At 62.6% G+C, this 16,593-nt stretch carries 13 protein-coding genes and 1 tRNA gene; 6 read left to right on the top strand and 8 right to left on the bottom strand.

Annotated elements, in window-relative coordinates; all coding sequences use genetic code 11:
* Positions 1-47: 47 nt before the first annotated feature.
* Together LAQ58_RS13875 and LAQ58_RS13870 are read left to right on the top strand one after the other, a co-directional pair.
* Positions 48-467 carry an HIT family protein gene (locus LAQ58_RS13875; RefSeq protein WP_224448037.1) on the top strand — a complete coding sequence of 140 codons (420 nt, stop codon included), beginning with the start codon at positions 48-50 and terminating at the stop codon, positions 465-467.
* 119 nt (positions 468-586) lie between these two features.
* A complete protein-coding gene (locus tag LAQ58_RS13870; RefSeq protein ID WP_224448036.1) occupies positions 587-1,351 on the top strand; it encodes a P-loop NTPase family protein in 765 nt (254 codons plus the stop codon).
* Positions 1,352-1,356: 5 nt separating this feature from the next.
* On the opposite strand, the gene LAQ58_RS13865 is transcribed toward LAQ58_RS13870, so the two are convergent.
* From LAQ58_RS13865 to LAQ58_RS13855, 3 genes are all read right to left on the bottom strand, one after another.
* Positions 1,357-1,524, bottom strand: a complete 168-nt coding sequence (locus tag LAQ58_RS13865) for a hypothetical protein (protein WP_224448035.1) — start codon at positions 1,522-1,524, stop codon at positions 1,357-1,359.
* Positions 1,525-1,827: 303 nt separating this feature from the next.
* A complete protein-coding gene (locus LAQ58_RS13860) occupies positions 1,828-2,472 on the bottom strand; it encodes a DUF7504 family protein (RefSeq protein ID WP_224448034.1) in 645 nt (214 codons plus the stop codon).
* Between the two features lie 172 nt (positions 2,473-2,644).
* Positions 2,645-4,750 carry a minichromosome maintenance protein MCM gene (locus tag LAQ58_RS13855; RefSeq protein WP_224448033.1) on the bottom strand — a complete coding sequence of 702 codons (2,106 nt, stop codon included), beginning with the start codon at positions 4,748-4,750 and terminating at the stop codon, positions 2,645-2,647.
* 511 nt (positions 4,751-5,261) lie between these two features.
* Between LAQ58_RS13855 and LAQ58_RS13850 the strand changes: the two genes are divergently transcribed.
* A complete protein-coding gene (locus tag LAQ58_RS13850) occupies positions 5,262-5,924 on the top strand; it encodes a cupredoxin domain-containing protein (protein ID WP_224448032.1) in 663 nt (220 codons plus the stop codon).
* 302 nt (positions 5,925-6,226) lie between these two features.
* Here LAQ58_RS13850 and LAQ58_RS13845 read toward each other — a convergent pair.
* From LAQ58_RS13845 to LAQ58_RS13830, 4 genes are all read right to left on the bottom strand, one after another.
* Positions 6,227-6,299: transfer RNA gene (locus LAQ58_RS13845), tRNA-Pro, on the bottom strand.
* 50 nt (positions 6,300-6,349) lie between these two features.
* Positions 6,350-8,200 (bottom strand): SLC13 family permease, encoded by a 1,851-nt coding sequence (locus LAQ58_RS13840; protein ID WP_224448031.1) that lies wholly within the window; start codon positions 8,198-8,200, stop codon positions 6,350-6,352.
* Positions 8,201-8,383: 183 nt separating this feature from the next.
* A complete protein-coding gene (locus tag LAQ58_RS13835; RefSeq protein WP_224448030.1) occupies positions 8,384-10,444 on the bottom strand; it encodes a DEAD/DEAH box helicase in 2,061 nt (686 codons plus the stop codon).
* Between the two features lie 136 nt (positions 10,445-10,580).
* Entirely contained in the window at positions 10,581-10,970 is a 390-nt protein-coding gene (locus LAQ58_RS13830) for a cupin domain-containing protein (RefSeq protein ID WP_224448029.1), read from the bottom strand.
* 170 nt (positions 10,971-11,140) lie between these two features.
* Here LAQ58_RS13830 and LAQ58_RS13825 point away from each other — a divergent pair, with 170 nt between their 5' ends.
* The 3 genes from LAQ58_RS13825 (at position 11,141) to LAQ58_RS13815 (ending at position 13,270) form a co-directional block, all read left to right on the top strand.
* On the top strand, positions 11,141-12,316 hold the full coding sequence (locus tag LAQ58_RS13825) for a CBS domain-containing protein (RefSeq protein ID WP_224448028.1): 1,176 nt from the start codon (positions 11,141-11,143) through the stop codon (positions 12,314-12,316).
* A gap of 1 nt (position 12,317) precedes the next feature.
* Entirely contained in the window at positions 12,318-12,977 is a 660-nt protein-coding gene (locus LAQ58_RS13820) for a methyltransferase domain-containing protein (RefSeq protein ID WP_224448027.1), read from the top strand.
* 101 nt (positions 12,978-13,078) lie between these two features.
* Positions 13,079-13,270, top strand: a complete 192-nt coding sequence (locus LAQ58_RS13815) for a hypothetical protein (protein WP_224448026.1) — start codon at positions 13,079-13,081, stop codon at positions 13,268-13,270.
* A gap of 966 nt (positions 13,271-14,236) precedes the next feature.
* On the opposite strand, the gene LAQ58_RS13810 is transcribed toward LAQ58_RS13815, so the two are convergent.
* Complete coding sequence (locus LAQ58_RS13810) at positions 14,237-16,582, bottom strand: PAS domain S-box protein (RefSeq protein ID WP_224448025.1); 2,346 nt, start codon at positions 16,580-16,582, stop codon at positions 14,237-14,239.
* Positions 16,583-16,593 lie beyond the last annotated feature (11 nt).

Raw genomic sequence — 16,593 nt, 5'->3', positions numbered from 1 at the left:
TCGTCCCCGTCCGAACTTTCTTGCCGACGGCGAGAGACGCTCACACCATGGCCGACGACTGTATCTTCTGTAAAATCGTCGCGGGCGAAATACCTGGACGCACCGTCTACGAGACCGACTCTGTGCTGGCGTTCCTCGACGCCAATCCGCTGGCGTCGGGACACACCCTTGTCATCCCGAAAGCGCACGCCGAGCGCCTCGACGACCTCTCGGCGGGCGCCGCCGCCGACGTGTTCGCGGCGGTCCACGAACTTACGCCGCGAGTCGAGTCGGCCGTCGACGCCGACGCGGTTACCGTCGGCATCAACGACGGCAGCGCCGCCGGGCAGGAGGTGCCGCACGTCCACGTCCACCTCGTCCCGCGCTTCGAGGGCGACGGCGGCGGTCCGATTCACGCCGTCGCGGGCGAACGCCCCGACCTCTCGGACGCCGAACTTGACGCCATCGCCGCCGACATCGCCGAGTGAGCGCAAGTCCTCGTTTACGAAGCGACGCCCCGCAGACGAGGGGGATCCGAGAACATACAACCGCGAAATCAGTTCAAAAATCGTAGATTTTTAGCCGGATGACAGCACCAGCTTGGCGTATGTCTGACACGGTCTGCGCTGCACTCGTCGGAGCGACCGGCGGCGCGGGAACGACGCGGACGACGCTCGAACTGGCGGCGACGCTCGCGAACGACGGACGCGACGTGGCGATACTCGACGCCGCGTTCGCGACGCAAGGGTTGGCCGACTACCTCAACGGCCGACTCGACATCGACATGACGACGCTTTTGGTCGAACCGGAGACGCCGCTGGACGCCGGACTCGTCGAGTTCTCGCTCCCCGACCGAGTGGGAGGCCGCGTCGCCTGCGTTCCCGCCAGAGCGCCGTTCGAGCGTCTCGCCCGTGCGAAGACCGCCGAGGCCGCTCGCCGGTTCGAGACGCGCGTCGTCGAGGCCAGCGAGACGTTCGACCACGTCCTCCTCGACGTGCCGCCGGTCGCCGCCAACCAGGCCATCGCCGCCGCCGACGCCGCCCAGCGGGTCGTCACCGTCGCACCGAGCACTGACCGGGGCGTAGAGGCGAACCGCCGCCTGCGCGACAGACTCGCCGACCTTGGAATCGAGACGCACGCGACGCTCACTACCCGTGGGCGGTTCGAGGGCGCGGACGCGTTCACCCCCGACACGGACGCGCCGGTTCCGGCGTCGCTCGACGCGTCCGAGGAGTTCGCGCCGACGATCGCTCACGCCGCGGAGACTGTCCTCGCAACTGAACTCGGACTCGAATTCGAATTCGAAGAGAAGGGAGTTCTCGACGGCGTCGACGGCTTCCTCCCGTCGTCGCTCCGTCGACTGACCGAGTGACCGATTCAGAAGAACTCGCTGACGTCGCTCATCGTCTCCGCCAGCGCGTTTCGCTTCGTTACCGTCGCGTTCGTCTCCTGCGTCAGTTCGACTGCCGTCGCGTCGGCTAACTCCTCGATCTCTTTTCGGTGAGAGTTGGACGGCTTGAGTCGATACTTGTAGGCGTAGTACATCTGTTACTCTCGCTTCTCGATAAGCTTGTCCAACTTCTCGCGGACGAACGACGAGAGGTTGAGGTGTTGGTCCTCAATCCGCTGATCTTGATCCTCTCGAATAGTGATTGTCTTCCGTTTTATGTAGTGCACAGTATACACAGCATGCGTATAATTACTTCAGCGGACTACGGTGTGCCGGTAAACCAGCCATAATCAGTGTACGAAAACTGTGTGGCGCGGTATCCCCTCTCTTCTCGTGGTTTTGACTCTACCTCAGAGGGCTTAGCAGAGTAATTCGACTAAAAATTAAAACCTTCGGAGTTAGCGACACCTGATGTGTCGCTCGCCGTCGCGGAGTTCGACGACGGCGTCGCAGAGCGAGACGATGCTCTCGACGGTCTGATCGTCGTGCGCACCGGGGTCCATGTGGAAGTGCGCGACGGCGTCGGCAGCGTACAGTCGACCGATGAGGACGTGGAGGAACTCGTAGGCAGTCTGGAGTTCGACGTACTGCAGCATCGCCGTCAGCGAGTCGACGCAGACGACGGTTCGCGCGTAGTTGTCCTGCCACCGGTTCAGATGTTCGGTGATGCTGATGCCGAGTCCGGTGAGGTCGTTCGGATTGGCGACGGTTTCGATGCCCGGGTCGAGTCCGTTTTCGGTCCCTGCTCGTCCGGGTGCGTCGCTCGCCGCCGACGCTTTCGCCGCACTCACCGACCGCATCGAGTCGCCGACGCTGACGACGCCCACGTTCGCCGGACGCCGCTCGCTGTGTTTTCGCCATCGACGCAGTTGCGCGTCGGGCGACTTTGTGTATGACACCCAGAGCGCGTTCTTCTCGGCGTCGTCCGGCTGCAGCAGGTCGATGCAGGCCTCGCTCTCGCCCTCGTCGAGCGACGGAGACAGAAGGAGGACACTCGACGCCTCGTCGAACACCGTCTCCATCGTCGTTTCGTCTCTTGTCACAACAGTCGTCCTCGATATGGTTACTCAGGTTACTTATCTGTTCGTGTGACTAAAGTGTTTGCGCATCAGTGACGCATTCGCGAGCCGTTCTCACCGTCGTGCGCCTCACGCGGTCGGGCCGGATTCCTTTCATAGGGGAAGCCCCGCCGTTTACGGTGGGGAGGATGTCACCTTACGTCGTTCTGAGGTGCCCCTGCGTCGGTTCGTACAGTTCGCCCTTCCGTTTGAGGCCCTCTATCTCCTTCTCGGCTTTCTGCTCGCTGATGCCGAGTTTCTCCTCGGCCTCTTCGAGGATGACCTCCACCGGCGCGCCGCCGTCGTACTCGCCCTCGATGTCGCTGATGAGTTTGCGGAGGTTCATCTTCCGGTCGCGCTGGGTCTTCGACTGCCCCGTTTCGACCACGTCGGCGTCGAACTGTCCCGTCTCGGGGTCGACGCCGATATCTTGGAGGGTCGAACGCGCGAGTTCGACCGCCCGGTCTGCGTCCTCCTCGTCGACGGTGTCGGAGAGGCGGATGCGCGCGCTCGCCTCCGCGAGGCGTACGAGCGCCTCCAGTTTTCTGGCGGTGACCGGGACGGGCGCGTCCTCGTCGGCCCCTTTCGCCCGGAGGTTGACGTAGAACTCCCGAATCGTCGCCATCGCCACGTCGGTCATCGTCGGGAAGCAGTTGCGCTTCGAGTAGGCGATGTACTTTCGGAGCAGGTCCGCGTCGATTTCGGGGGCGACCTCTTGGGTCACGTCGTCGACTTCCTGCTGGGTGAAGTTCGAGGTGGTGAGGTTCGTCCGCTGGGTGTTCAACTCCCCCGCGTAGTTCGTCTGTAGGATGTGGTCGGCCAGTTTGCCGTCGTGCTCGGGGTCGGGTTGGTCGGTGACGGTGAAGATGAGGTCGAACCGGGAGATGAGCGCCGGCTCGAGGTTTATCTGCTCGCCGATGGGTTCGTACTGGTCGAACCGGCCGTACTTGGGGTTCGCTGCGCCGAGCAGCGAACATCGGGATTTGAGCGTCGCGTTGATGCCCGCCTTCGACACCGAGATCTTCTGCTGTTCGAGCGCCTCGTGCATCGCGGAGCGGTCCTCCGGCCGCATCTTGTCCAGTTCGTCCACCGCCGCGATGCCTTTGTCCGCCAGCACGAGCGCGCCCGCTTCGAGTGTCCACTGCTGGCCGTCGCCGAAGTCGTCGCGGACGGCGGCGGCAGTGAGACCCGCTGAGGACGACCCTTTGCCGGAGGTGTAGACTGACCTTGGTGCAATATTTTGAATATATGAAAGCATCTGCGATTTGCCAGTACCAGGGTCCCCTATCAGGAGCATGTGGAGGTCGCCGCGGATGCGGGAGCCGTCGGGTAGATGCTTCGTGACGCCCGAGAACAGTTGGAGAATCATCGCGAGCTTCTCCTTCTCGTAGCCGTAGATGGCGGGCGCGACGGAGGCGACCATCTCGTCGTAGATGTTCGGGTGCGACGAGAGTTCGACGATTTTCTCCTTGTCCTCCTCGGTGATGTCCATATCTTCGAACTCCTCGTCTTCGATGGTCACCGATACGCCGTCCATGTAGAGGTCGAAGATGGGCGACTTCTCCTGACCGTTCTTCATCTGTTCGATGTGGAGAACGCCCGCCATGGTGACGTGGTCGCCCGCAGTTACCCTCCCGGTGATGTCGTCTTCGACGTTAATGTCGATGCTCTGAGGCGTCTCGCCGCCGCGGAGTCCCTCGGGACTCTCCTGGACGCGGAGCTTCTGGGAGTCGATGAACTCCGACTGGTCGAAGTTCACTCTGAAGGGGCCTTGGCGTTCACAGCCCTGGCACTCGTGCGGTTCCTGGAAACTGCCGTCCGACTGCGGGATGTGCGTCATCGTGCCGCAGCGCTGGCACTCGAAGGCCGCCTGCGTCACTTTCGGTCGGACGTCGGTCGCCTTCCGGACGATTCCCTGCACGCTCACCATCTTGCCGACGTGGTCGTCGTGGACGCGGATGCCGCGAATCGGGATGCTCTCGGGCAGATTCTCGAGGCGAACGTGCGCCTGTCCGAGGCTCACGTCCGCGGGGAGGTCGTAGAGGCGGAGGGCTTCCTCGGCGTACTCCTGCATCTGCTCTGGGTGCGACAGGTAGTCGTCGGCGAGATCCGGGTCGAACGTGTAGAGGTCGTCGTAGTCGATGAAGAGCGAGCGTTGCTCGTTGGGGTAGTTCTGGGCGAGCTGGCCGATGCGGTCTCGATAGTAGTTGCGGTAGAACTGGATGAACCGCTCGGTCAACTCCTGATTCGATGCCTGCGCCATTGACACACGGTTAGACCCTCCCCGTGTAAGAAGTATCGCCTTGGAGCGAAAGTAGTGCCGCTCTCCGCGGCCTCCGCCGACGTAGAGATACTGCCCAGTAGTTACAAGACGGAACACAACCACACGCTTATGTTCACCCAGATTACCGCCTACGGATTAGCCGAAAAGCAGGACGACGGCGAAGGCGAGTATCTCTTGGTCGACACTCGACCGGAAGAGAGCTACCAGTGCGCCGGAAAAACCGGACAACTACGAGACCATCGCCGGACTGAATCGCGGCGTGGAATCGGTGGTCGCCTCCGTGTCGGTTGACAGTACGACGGCCCCTACTGTAGCGGAAATCGGACCCTCATGACAGAGTGCAGAAACGAATATCTCCGTTCCCACCCATATCAGATACTTGATGACATCATCCATCAGTCAGCTACCGTTCTCCCACGATACGCAGGAATCACACGACGGAGACGAGCGGACAGCGTATCATCTGTCTCCGGTGAACCGACGCACTCTGATGAAACTCTTGGGTGCTGGAACCGTGTTTGCAGCGACGAGCGACTCCGCCTTCGCCCAATCGACTGAAGGCGATTCGTCCCCCGTTCGACCGGGTTTCGGATACGCTGACCTCGCCAGCAAGAGTCCGCCCGTCGACCCCGACCACGAAGTCGTCTTGACGATTCGCGCCCCCTCGGAGACGTTCACGCAGGGCGAGTGGTTCTTCGACCCGACCGGCCTGTTCATCCAACCGGGAGAGACGGTTCGGTTCACCGTCGAACGAGAGATTCACACGGTGTCGTCGTATCACCCGGTCTTCGGGTACAAACTCCGCACGCCACGGGCCGAGCCGGTGATTTCGTCGCCGGTCCTCTGGCCGGAGACGTACTTCCTCTACACGTTCGAACACGAGGGCGTGTACGATCTGATGTGCCTACCACACGAGTTCCTCGGCATGGTCATTCGAATCGTCTGCGGCGCTCCGACCGGACCGGGCACAGAACCCATCACCCCACCCGAGGAGATTGGCGGGGCGACGCTGTATCCGCCCACCGATATCGGCGCGAACGTGTTGCGCGCACCGGCGCTTCGACCCGACCGAATCGTCGAAGTCGGCCGCGTCGCGTGGGACGACATCAGCCCAGAGTACAAAGTGGGTGCACAAACCGGTGGCGGGCACTGAGTCACCAAGCAAGCAGTACCGCGACGAGGGAAGCGAGTCGCGGCCCTCTTTGGTCCAGATTTTTACGAGGATGGCGAGACGACTGGGTCGTCTCGCTTCCCCGCGGAGAGCGGTCGCGCATAGCGCGATCCGACGAAGTAAAAAGGTGCGATGGGACCGCCCGGATTGTGAACCGTGCTGAGCCATCACTTCGTTTGGTCTCGTCGGGTTCAAATCCCGTAGACCCCTTGACGCGAGTCGGAATCTGCCGCACACGCCTCGCTGACGCTCGGTGGTGCTCCGAGTGTGACTCGCGTCAGAAGTGGGACCGCCCGGATTTGAACCGGGGTCACGGGCACCCAAGGCCCGAAGTATACCAGGCTAACCCACGGTCCCGCGTCAGTACTAAATCGACATCCAGTGTAAAGCGTTTCGTTCCGTGGCCCTCACCCTGTGATAGGGAAAAACACCGTGATACCGAGCGTCGTAACGACGGCGAACAACAACTGCAGCGGCGCGCCGACGCGGACGTAGTCGGTGAACTTGTAGCCGCCGGGACCGTAGACGAACAGGTTCGTCTGGTAGCCGACGGGCGTCATGAACGCCGTCGACGCCGCGAACGTGACCGCGATGACGAACGAAAGCGGGTTCGCCCCAATTTGGGTCGCTGCCTCGACTGCCACCGGCACCATGAGTACGACGCTCGCGTTGTTCGAGATGACGTTCGTCAGCAGCGCCGTCACGACGTAGAACAGCGCGAGGACCCCCAGCATGGGCAGCGCCGTGGCGCTGGCGACGACGGTGTCGGCGAGCAACTGGTCAGCTCCCGTTTCCTGCATCGCGATGCCGAGCGGGATGACCCCCGCGAGCAGGAAGATGACGTCCCACTGCACGGCTTCGTAGATCTCGCTCGGCTTCAGACACCGCGTCGCTATCATCGCCAGCGCGCCCGCCAGCGCCGAGACGACGATGGGGACGAAGTCGATCGCTGCGACGGCGACGACGAGCGCGACGATGCCGACGGCGACGGGAATCTTCGACTCGCGGAAGTCGTGGCGCTCTATCTCTTGGGCGACGATGAAGTCGCGGTTGCGGTCGAGACGCTCGATGCTCCCGGTCGACGCCTGCACGAGCAGTGTGTCGCCGACCTGTAGCGCCACGTCGTCCATCCGTCGGCGGATGAGTTCGCCGCCGCGACGCAGTGCCAACACGGTGGCGTCGTAGCGCTGCCGAAACCCGAGAGACGAGAGCGACTCACCGACGAGCGCCGACCGCGGCGCGACGACGACTTCCACGAGATTCTGTCCGGAACCGCCGGCTTCGAGCGTCTCCTCGTCGACGCGCACCGGGACCAAGTCGAGCCCCTCGACGTCCAGCAGTTCGACGAGCGTGTCGCGGTCGGTCCGGACGGCGAACACGTCGCCGCCCTGTATCTCCTTCGGCCCGAGCGGTTCGAGGAACACGTCGCCGCCTCGAATCAGTTGCAGCAAGTCGACGTCGAGCGCGGTCTCGACGAGCGCGTCTTGGACGCGCTGGCCGACGAGCGGGGAGTCCTCTCGGACCAGCACCTCGGTGAGATACTCGCCCATCTCGAACTCCTCGGTGAGGTCCGACTGCGGTCTGATTCGCGCCGGCGTAAGATACCGGCCGATCGTGAGCAGGTACGCCGTCCCGACGAGCGCCACCACGATACCCAGCCCCGTGAACTCAAACATCGAAAACGGCTCGTAACCGAGGCGGTCGAAGATGTCGCTGGCGAGGATGTTAGTGGAGGTGCCGATGAGCGTGAGCGTCCCGCCGAACATCGACGCGTACGATAGCGGCAACAGCAGTTTCGACGGCGAACTCCGCCCCCGCTCGGCGAGGTCGGTCACCATCGGCAGTAAAATCGCGACGGCCGCCGTGTTGTTGATAAAACCCGAAATCGGTGCGACGACACCGATGACAGCACCCAGTTGGCGACTCTCGCTCTCACGGGTGACCGCCGCGATCTTCGCGCCGAGTATCTGCACGACGCCGGTTCGCTGGACGCCCTCGCTGAGGATGAACATCGCCAACACGGTGAGCGTCGCTTGGCTCGCAAACCCCGACAGCCCCTGGTCGACCGAGATCATCCGAATCGGCGCGGCGAGCAGCCCGACCGACGCAAGCGTCTCCGTCACCGGTTGCACGAGCATCAGCGTCACCATCACCCCGAGCGCGGTGATGTCGACCGGCACCGGCTCCGTCGCGAAAAGAACGAGCGCGGCGAGGATGACGAGAGAGACGAAGACGACCCCCGGTGTTATCGCTGCCACGGGCGGCCAGACGCTCTCCCCCGGCAAAAGAGTGCGGCATCCGCAAGACGGCGCGGCGACTGCGGCGGTGTCGAGTCGGCTACCCAGCGGTCGGCGGTCGACCGCTCGGCGAGAGTCGGTCGTCGGACTCGGTACTCGTCTCGGCCTCAGTAGTTGTCGTCAGACTCGGCAACCGTCTCGGATTCAGTAGTCGTCGTCGGCCAGTTCCATCTCCGCGACGATGGCATACGGATCGAGACCGTTTCGCACTCCGTCGAGGATGCGGAACGCCTCGTCGGGTGCGAGGAAATGTCGCGTGATCGCTCGGCCCAGCGGCGTGGGCTCGAAGCCGTCGATGAAGTTCCACTCCAACAGCTTGCCGACGGCGTGTTTCGTCGGAATCTCGCCGAGCATTCGGTCGTTCAGTCGCTTAGCGCGCTTGCCCGCGACTGTGATGTTCGCCAGCGTCTCCTCGACGGCGGCGGACTCGTCGTACAGTGTCGAGACGTCCTCCATCTCGCCTTTCAGGAGCATGAACGCGACTTCGTCCTCGCTCATCTCCATCGACCCGTGGTAGGCGGCGTCGGGTTCGACCAGCATGTACACCTTCCCCTTGTCGTGGTAGTCCGGTCGCCCCGCGCGGCCGAGCATCTGGCTGAATTCCTGTACGGAGAGCCACTCGATACCCATCGCCAGCGAGTCGAAGACGACCTGCGAGGCGGGGAAGTCGACGCCCGCCGCCAGCGCCGCCGTCGTAACGACGGCCGCCAGATCCTGGTTGGCGAACATCCGCTCGACTTTCTTTCGCCGCCTGTAATCGAGCCCGGCGTGGTACGGCGCAGCGTCGTACTCAAGTTTCCGCGATATCTCGTGACAGCGCCGCCGCGAATTAGTGAAGATGATGGTCTGGCCGCGGTACCCCTTCGAGGATTTGGTGTCGAACTCACGGCGCACGAGTTTGTTCTCGATTCTGACCTTCTCCTGGCCGTTAGCGAAGGTGAGGTGGCGCTCGATTGGGACGGGTCGCTCCTCGAACTCGATGAGCGTCGCCTCGAGTCGCCGTGCCAGCCACTCGGGGTTGCCGACGGTCGCAGAGAGGTAGATCCACTGTGCGCCTTCGTACTTCTCCCGTCGCTCCGCGCGGTCCTCACAGTAATACTTCAGCCGCGAGATGAGACCGTCGAGGCGGTGGCCGCGTTCGTCTTCTTTCAAGGTATGGACCTCGTCGATGACGACGCTGCCGATGTCGCCGAGGTCCTTTCCCGTCCGCAGCGCGTGGTCGATACCCTCGTACGTGCCGACGATGATATCGGCGTTCGGGTCGAAGCGGTTGCCGTCGTCGTTGATTCGCGACGCGCCGACGCGGATGGTGACGTTCGCGAGGTGGCCGTAGCGCTCCTGGAAGTCCTCGTACTTCTGGTTCGCCAGCGCGACGAGCGGGACGAGAAACAGCAGTTTCCCTTTGCCCTCCAGCACGCGGTTCAGCCCGGCGAGTTCGCCGACGAGCGTCTTCCCCGTCGCCGTCGCGCTCACGACGAGTTGGTCCTGCCCGTCGAGCAGACCGTTTTTGACCGAGAGGCTCTGGACCGGCAGGAGGTTGTCGAACCGCTCTTCGGTCATCCCTTGCAGCTTCGGGTGCAGGTCGAGACTGCTCGTCGGCACCGGGTCGACGTCCTCGACGGTGGCGCTTATCTCGTCGAACTTCGTCAGGTCGGGGTCGAGATTCCCTTGCAGCAGGTTCGTGATGCGATCGAGGTCCTGAACGTCCAACAGCAGCTCTTCGAGGCGGTCCTGCGCCGCCGCCGTCAGGTTACCTTTGAACGAGAGTTCGCGCTCCAGTTCGCGAATCGCGCAGTCGGGACAGATGTACTCCTTGTCCATCTTGATGGCCGTCTCATCGGTGATGGGCGAGTAGCGACCGCCGGAGGCGCAGAACCGACAGGTCCGGACGACGAGTGCGTCGAGTTGGTAGCCGTCGAGCATCTCCTGTAGCTCGCTCCGGCCACTCCGCGAGGTCTGTTGGGAGATGCGGATGCGCAACGCTCGGCGGGCCAGTTCGACGAACTGGTCGGGGCTACGCGGCTCCTCGCTGGAGCCGTTGACGATACGGAACTTCCCGGGGCGGGGTCCGGCGTTCGTCTCCTTGAGGTCGAGCCGCCCCCGGAAGAGGCGCTCGCCGTCGCGGGTGGCGACGACGGTGTAGTCGTCGCGGCCGCCGCTCTCGTGGAGGAACAGCGTGTCGACCTGGGCGACCTGCTGAGACACGTCGCGTGGTACGAGAACGAGGTATTTCAGGGATTCGACTCTCGGGAGCGACGACCCCGAAGCAACGCTCGATCCGGCCGCCGGCTCCGGAATGACTCTGTCTTGGTTCTCGACGACTCGACTCTCGGCTACTCGGCTACTCCTCGACGAGTTCGATGCTGTCGTCGCCGTTCGGCACCGCACAGAGGAACGCGCCTGCCTCCTCGCCCTCGTTTCGGTACCAGTGGACGACGCCCGCAGGAATGAGAAGCGAGTCGCCCGCGGACACCTCGTACTCCTCGTCGCCGACGCCGACGGTGTACTCGCCGTCGAGGACGTACTGCTCGTGTTCGACTTCGTTAGTGTGCTTCGGCACCGACGCTCCGGGGTTGAGGGTGAAGCGCCGAATCGCGAAGTGTGGCGCGCCGTCGGCGTCGCTCAGGAGCACGCCTTTCCGCATCCCGTCGGCCGCGCCGACCGATTTGTACTCGATGTCCGACTCGCGTTTGACGACCGCACCGCCGTCTCGGGATTCGCTGGATTCCATACTCACGTCTACGACTTCCGGGGCGTAAACGTTGCTCCCGCGTTCGGCACCGACGAGCGTGAGAGGCCGACGAACGCGAGAGACCGACGAGGCGACGGTGGGTCTCCGTAACCGAACGCCACCGTCGAACCACGCCCGAGTTTAAGAAGGCCCGGTTCCTAACTCGGGGTATGCGAGGTATTCGAATCGGTAGCGCCTTCGGCATCCCCATCCGATTAGATTTCACGTTCCTGTTGGTGCTGCCGCTTTTCGCCTATCTCATCGGTCTCGACGTCGGATCGCTCGCGGGGACGGTCAACGATCTGTTCGGGTCGTCGCTCGACTCCGATGCGCTGACGACGGGCGTGATGCCGTGGATTCTCGGCAGCGCCGCCGCCATCGGTCTGTTCGCCTGCGTTCTCCTCCACGAGTTCGGCCACTCGCTCGTCGCGCTCCGCTACGGCTTCGAGATCGAATCCATCACGCTGTGGCTGTTCGGCGGCGTCGCCCGGTTCACCGAGATGCCCGAAAACTGGAAGCAGGAACTCAACGTCGCCCTCGCCGGTCCTGTCGTCAGCGTCGCCCTCGGCGTCCTCTCGTACCTCGCGTTTTTCGCCCTCCCGTCGAGTTTCGACGCCCTCAAGTTCGTTCTCGGCTATCTCGCGTTGACGAACATCCTGCTCGCGGTGTTCAACATGCTCCCGGGCTTTCCGATGGACGGCGGCCGTGTCCTCCGGGCGCTACTGGCCCGCGACCGGTCGTACGCCCGAGCGACCAAAATCGCGGCCGAAGTCGGCAAAGGGTTCGCGCTGTTGCTCGGCATCTTCGGCCTGTTCGCGAACCTCTGGCTCGTCGCGCTCGCCTTCTTCATCTACATCGGCGCCTCCAGCGAGGCCCAACAGACCGTCATGAAGGCGGCGTTCCAGGACGTGACCGTCCGGGACATCATGACCGGCAAGGAGGACCTTCACACCGTCGACAAGGACACCAGCATCGCCGAACTGATGAACCGGATGTTCAGCGAGCGACACACCGGCTACCCGGTGATGCGCGACGGTCGCCTCGTCGGCATGGTGACGCTGAACGACGCCCGGTCGGTCAACGAGGTCGAACGCGACGCCTACCGCGTCGAGGACGTGATGTCGCGCGACATCGCGAGCGTCACGCCCGACCTCGACGCGATGGAGGCACTGCAGACGATGCAAGAGCGCGGCGTCGGCCGACTCCCCGTCATCGACGCCAACGGCGAGATCGTCGGCATCGTCTCGCGGACGGACCTCATGACGGCGTTCGACATCATCCAGACTAGCGGCTCTTCCGAAGCGATTCGCTCGCTTCGCTCCTCGAACCCACCGGAGTCACTCTGAGGTGACCGACGGCTCCGAGACGCGGGTCGAAGCGGACGCGCCAACCCTCCTCTCTCCGACCGAGCGCTCGAAACTCGACGCCGGCGACGACACCCGGTTTTACGACTCGCCCAGATTCGTCCATCACGTCGACGCGGCGTTTCGGACGACACTGACGGAACTGTATTGGGAAACACTCCGACCCGACGGCGTCGTCCTCGACCTGATGAGCAGTTGGGTGTCGCATCTCCCCGACGACGTCGAGTACGAACGCGTCGTCGGCCACGGTCTCAACCGAGCGGAGTTGGCCGAAAATCCGCGGCTCGACGAGTTTTTCGTGAGCGATCTCAACGAGACCCCTTCGCTTCCGATGGAGAACGCATCCGTCGACGCGGTACTGATTGCTGTCTCCGTCCAGTATCTCCAGTATCCGGGTACCGTGTTCGACGAGATTCGGCGCGTACTCCGTCCCGGCGGCGTCTGCGTCGTCTCCTTCTCGAATCGGATGTTCGTCCGGAAAGCGATTCGTGCGTGGCGGACGGCGTCGATGGACGAACGGGCAGCGTTAGTTCGACGGTACTTCGAGGCGGCCGGCGAGTTCGACGAGATTCGGGTGGTTCCGGAGACCGAAGCGGGACGGGACCCGTTCTACGCAGTGGTGGCGAGACAGACGAGCGCGTAACCTCTGGTGGGGCATTCGCCACCAAACGTGTCTCTCGTACGCCACTTCACCGTAGTGAGTTGGTACTGCCTTTTACTGTCTACATCCCCTCGCTAAAGACTATGCGCGGAGTGCTCAACGAACAGACGAAGACCGTTCACAAGTCCACCGACCAAACTCACAGACTCGCTGCCTGTGGCGCGCTGTTTCACGTCTCCGCCGAGTCGACGGTCTCCGTCGATGTAGCGGACGCCGTCGACGAGGGCGACGCGTCGCGGTGTGGGCGCTGTTTCGACGACGCGGGCGGGTATTAGCTCTCGCTCGATTCGATGACTCTCCCCACTCGAAGGGGTGCCCGAGTGCGACGCTTCGGTCTCTGGTGTTGAGCTGCGTCGAACCCTGATTCCCGACGCAAGTGTTCCGCCGACCCTACGAAATTCAGGCGAACGACTGACGAGAGCGTACGTGGTTTGCTTAGCTAACGTGCGTACTTGTGAGCAATTCCAGAAATAGTTGTTAGGGCGTTTATCAGATACCCAACGTTTACTCATAATCGGCTTCGAGACCGGAGAGAAGGCTTGAATCGCTCTACCTACTCTCAGGGACTTCGCAAGTATTCATGATCGGAGTTGAATTCCGGTAAATACGTCTTAGACGCTGTGGGAACCCGATTATGAACGCCTCGTCGTCTCCGGAGGTGAGCCAAATTCGACTGAAACAGTGTGAATACGCTGCTTCGACAAGGGTACTCTCTTGGGAACTGCGTCTCGGCGCCCGAGTAAATCACGAGTCGAACGTTCATAATCGGTTCCGGTCTCTCGGTTTTGTACTGTCTCCGAGGCGCAACTACCGGTGTTTCTCTCTCATCTACGACGCCCCATTCCGACCGACGGAGGGTAACGGACACGCAACCGTTCGTCAACCACACCAAACCCCTCGTTCGATCTTCATCTATCGTTCCTAGCGAATCACCGCAGACCTCTACTGCTCTTCTTGCGGGGAGTTTCCCCGATTATGAACCTTCGCTGGCGAACGCTGACCGCCCTAGAAGGACGCCTGTGTCCAGAGACTACTCGAAGCCGATTATGAGACTCAGTTACGCACATCCGACATTACAGTACGAATCTCTCCTGTCTTCGGGAGTTATCTCTCCTATCCCCTAGAAACGACTCGGTTGAAACCCTCCAGAACGTGATAGAAATGTTGTGCTGAATTCAGCGTACGTACTCATGATTCCGTGCGGTATCACCAGATCAGAAAAATGGGTTGGGATAGGTAGTCTACCTCTCGTGTTCACTCGCCGCAGGGAGTGTAAGCGAGAACGTCGTCCCCTCGCCAGGCTCGGAGTCGACCCAGATGTCGCCACCGTGGCGCTCAACGATGCGCTGGCACAACGCAAGCCCGATCCCCGACCCTGCATGGTCGTCGGTGGTGTGAAGGCTCTGGAACACCTCGAAAACGCGGTCGGTGTCATCCGGCTCGATACCGATTCCCTCATCGCTGACCGAGACGACCCACTCAGCACCCTGTCGGTCGGCCGAAATATACACCCTGGGAGGTTCATCGCCACTGTACTCGATGGCATTGTCCAGCAGGTTCTGGAACACTTGGCGCAACTGCTCCTCGTCACCGTCGATGCGAGGTAGTGAGTCAGTAGTGATTTCGGCGTCGGTCTCCTTAATCCGAACCTGGAGATCATCGCAGACGTCCGCAACGACGGCATCCAGCTCCACGGGCTCGAAGGGGTCGCCTCTCGTGTCGACGCGAGAGTACTCGAGCAGGCCCTCTATCATCGCCTTCATCCGCTCGGCACCGTCGACGGCGAACTCGATGAACTCCTCGCCGTCCTCGTCGAGGACGTCAGCGTACCGACGCTCAAGTAACTGCAGGTAGCTCGAAATCATCCGCAGGGGCTCCCGTAGGTCGTGTGAGGCCGCGTACGCGAACTGTTCGAGCCGCTCATTGGACTCCTCTAACCGGTCGATCAGCTCTTCAAGCCGCCGCTCGCGCTGTTTGCGGTCGGTAACGTCCTGGGCCGCCCCGCGGAGGGAGACGACGTCGCCGTCGACGGTGGTCGGGGCCCCCTGAACCCGGAGCCAGCGTACCTCATCGCTGGAGGTCTGGAACCGAGCCTCGACGTCGAAGGGGTCGCCCGAGTCGAGCGCTTTCTGGACGGCGTCCTCGACGACCGACCGGTCGTCCTCGTGGTAGACGGCGAGGGCCTCGTCCAGCGGCGGTTCCTCGTCCGCGTCCACCTCGAGGACCTCAAAGAGGTGCTCGGTCCAGAATACCTCCTGGGTCTCCGGGTCGATCTCCCAGCCGCCGACGTCCGCGATGCGCTTGGTGTGCTCGAGCAGGTCGAGCGCCCGTTCGAGTTCGCGCTCGCGTTTGATCTGCTCAGTGATGTTGGTGTAGTGCTCGATGCGGCCGCCGGCGTAGAGGCCCGACTCGATGGGCTGACTCCAGTGGTTGAGCCATCGCTCCTCGCGTGCGTCGTCCCCGAGGACGTGACACTCGAACTCCTCGGTGTAGGTGTTATCGTCGTAGGTTGCGGTCACCCGCTCGGTGAAGCGATCGGGCGCCTCTAAGATCGGGGCAATCTCCTCCTCGATGAGCCGGCGCTTGTCTCGGCCGACGACCGCCTCACGGTCGAGCCCGAAGTACTGCTCTGTGGCCTGGTTAATCCAGACGACCTCGAAGTTCGAATCAAGGATGAACGTGCCGACGTCGGAGGTGTCGAGGACGTCGTTGGTGAGCGTTCGGTAGCGGCGCTCGGACTCCTTAAGTTCGCGTTCGCGGCGCTTGCGGTCGGTGATGTCCCGATCGGAGACGATGATAGAGACGACCTCACCGTCGTCGTTGGTGACCGGCCGGAAGTAGCCACTGAGTGTGTACGGCTCACCGTCCGGGCGGGTAAGATCGGCCTCAAAGTCGACGTACTCGCCGGCGGACGCCCGCCCGGTCCACTCGCAGACGTCGTCCTGAATCCCGTCGTCATCGCCCCACCAGGGCGTCTCCCAGAACGACTCGCCTATTACCGCCTCAAGATCAGCCTCAATATACTCCATGGCCGTCTGGTTGATGTCCAACACTGTTCCGTCCGACTCTAACAGACCCACGAGGATATTCGGGTCCTCGAAGACGGCCTCGTACTGGCGCTCTTTCTGCTGGAGTTCGCGCTTGCACCGGCGGAGTTTTCGCTGCGTCTGTCTCTGGCAGGTGATGTCGCGTACGACCCCGATGGTCCCCTCGAACGTGCCGTCCTCAACGAGTAGGTGCAGCTCCAGCTCGCACGATATCGAGTCGCCCTCGGCCGTCTGGGCCGTGAACTCGATGGGGTCGTCCCCGCGGTCGCCGTGAGTGAGACGCCGATAGATCTCGCTCTGGATGCGATGTACGTCCTCGTCGTCGAGCATAAGTGACGCCTGTTCGTCGAGGAGTTCCTCCCGGGAGTAGCCGGCCAATTCAACGATGGTGTCGTTGACCGCCACGAACCGCCCCTCGGCGTCAAGCTGGTAAATACCGTCGTTGACCATGTTGACGAGCGCGGCGTAGCGATCAAGCGCGCGCTCATCGGCAGCGTCCCCCCAGAATCTATCTCCAGCACTCCCTGCCTGATCGCTCATACAAATAATGG

The sequence above is a fragment of the Haloprofundus salilacus genome, assembly GCF_020150815.1.
Classification (GTDB): Archaea; Halobacteriota; Halobacteria; order Halobacteriales; family Haloferacaceae; genus Haloprofundus; species Haloprofundus salilacus.
Note: the sequence above shows the minus strand (reverse complement) of the source record. Positions and strands in the feature narration are given on the sequence as shown.